Below are 1,807 nucleotides of genomic sequence, written 5' to 3' on the forward strand. Positions count from 1 at the left end.
GAATTTGTTGGATGGTATTTTCAGGATAGGCAGGTATTTAAATTCCCATTGGACCCCCTTCTTCAGGTTTAAACATTTGTCGAAGTTTCCGAATCATAATATCAGTCGCATTGATAAAAGCTTCTTCAGTCGAACCACCGATATGAGGGGTACAGATTAAATTATCCAGACATATCAATTCTTTATCACTCGGGGGTTCAGTTTCAAAAACGTCCAAGGCTGCTCCAGCTAAATGACCATTTGCTAACGCTTGCATGAGAGCTTTGTGATCAATTACTTTACCCCGAGAAGTGTTAATCAAATAGGAGCCTTTTTTCATTAATTGAATGGCTTCTGCTGATATCATTCCCTTGGTCTCTTCGCTCATGATAACATGGAGCGAAACAATATCACTCACCGATAGTAAATCTTCAAGGCGAACCGCCCGTTTTACTTCAGATTTAACAAATTGTTCTTCAGGAATATAGGGATCATAAGCAACAACCTGAGCATTCATAGCTTTAACTATAGCTGCAACTCTCCGACCAATGCCTCCAAACCCAATAATTCCCCAGACCTTTCCTTCTATGGTCCTACCGGTATATTTACTTTTTGCCCAATCACCGGATTTTAAAAGACTACAGGTGGTAAAAGCATATCTCAACAAGCTAATGGCTAAACCTATAGTCAGTTCGGAAACACTGGCAGCAGAAGCTTCAGGAGTGTTGATTACTTTCACTCCTTTATTTTTGCAGGCTTCCTTATCGATATTATCGGTACCAACCCCTGGTCGAGCAACAACTTTTAAGGTTGGTGCATTATTAATAATATTTGCAGTCACTTTTGGTTTTGACCGAACCACAAAAACCTGTTTATCTTGAATTTTTTGAATGATCTCATTCTCATCATCTGAATTTAGAATAGTAACTGGCCCAACCGCTTCATTCAATCTTTTTGCCATATCCTCTGGTACTCCAGCAGCGCACAAGACCCGAATTTCTTCACTCATGTTCATAAACCTCCCAAGCTTTGTTAAGTGCCGCTTCGGTATTTAATGCTTTTCCTTGAGACTTAAAAGCTCGCCCCAGAGTAATTAAGGTATTTGAAATATCAAAGGCATCGACATATCCTAAATGACCAACTCGAATAATTCTCCCTTTCAGCTGGCCTTGGCCACCAGCAATGACTATTCCATTGTTACGGAAAAAGCCGGTGATTTTCCCAGCTTCGATTCCTTCGGGTATCATAATTGAAGTAACTGCCGGAGACGCGATTTTTTCATCTTTAACCATTAACTCTAAACCAAGTGCTTCTACGCCGGTACGAAACATTTTAGATAATTGCAGATGACGTTTAAAAACGTTCTCCAAGCCTTCTTGCTTAATCATATTCAATGCTTCATTTAAACCAAATAGCAAGGTTACCGCTGGGGTATAAGGATTTTCTGGAGTCGGCTTTTTAAGCGATTTTAATGCATTAGCTAAATCCCAGTAGTACCTTGGGCACTTTGCTTCTTGATTGTATTCCCAACCTTTTTTACTTACACTGAAGAAACACAAGCCAGGAGGAGTCATTAGAGCTTTTTGTGAAGCGGTAATAACAACATCAATTCCCCATAAATCAGTTTTACAGTCAATCGCTACCAGCGAACTCACCGCATCAACTAAATACAGAACATTATGTTTTTGGCAAACTTCACCAATTGATTTAAGATCCGAGTAAACTCCGGTGGATGTTTCGTTATGGGTAATAAAAACGCCTTTTACGTCTTTTCCAGCTTCACTACTAAGGAGGAGATCGATGTCCTGAGCCGTAACTGCTTTCCCCC

General features: G+C 40.1%; 2 protein-coding genes. Both read right to left on the reverse strand.

What is annotated here, in order from left to right:
* Nucleotides 1–37: 37 nt before the first annotated feature.
* Nucleotides 38–988, reverse strand: a complete 951-nt coding sequence (locus tag PLK24_RS11215; RefSeq protein WP_324479178.1) for a hydroxyacid dehydrogenase — start codon at nt 986–988, stop codon at nt 38–40.
* Nucleotides 981–1,807, reverse strand: an 827-nt coding sequence (locus PLK24_RS11220) for a pyridoxal-phosphate-dependent aminotransferase family protein (protein WP_324479180.1), incomplete at its 5' end; no start/stop codon positions are given. The genes PLK24_RS11220 and PLK24_RS11215, both read right to left, overlap by 8 nt.

It is taken from the genome of Atribacter sp. (assembly GCF_035418125.1).
GTDB lineage: Bacteria > Atribacterota > Atribacteria > Atribacterales > Atribacteraceae > Atribacter > Atribacter allofermentans.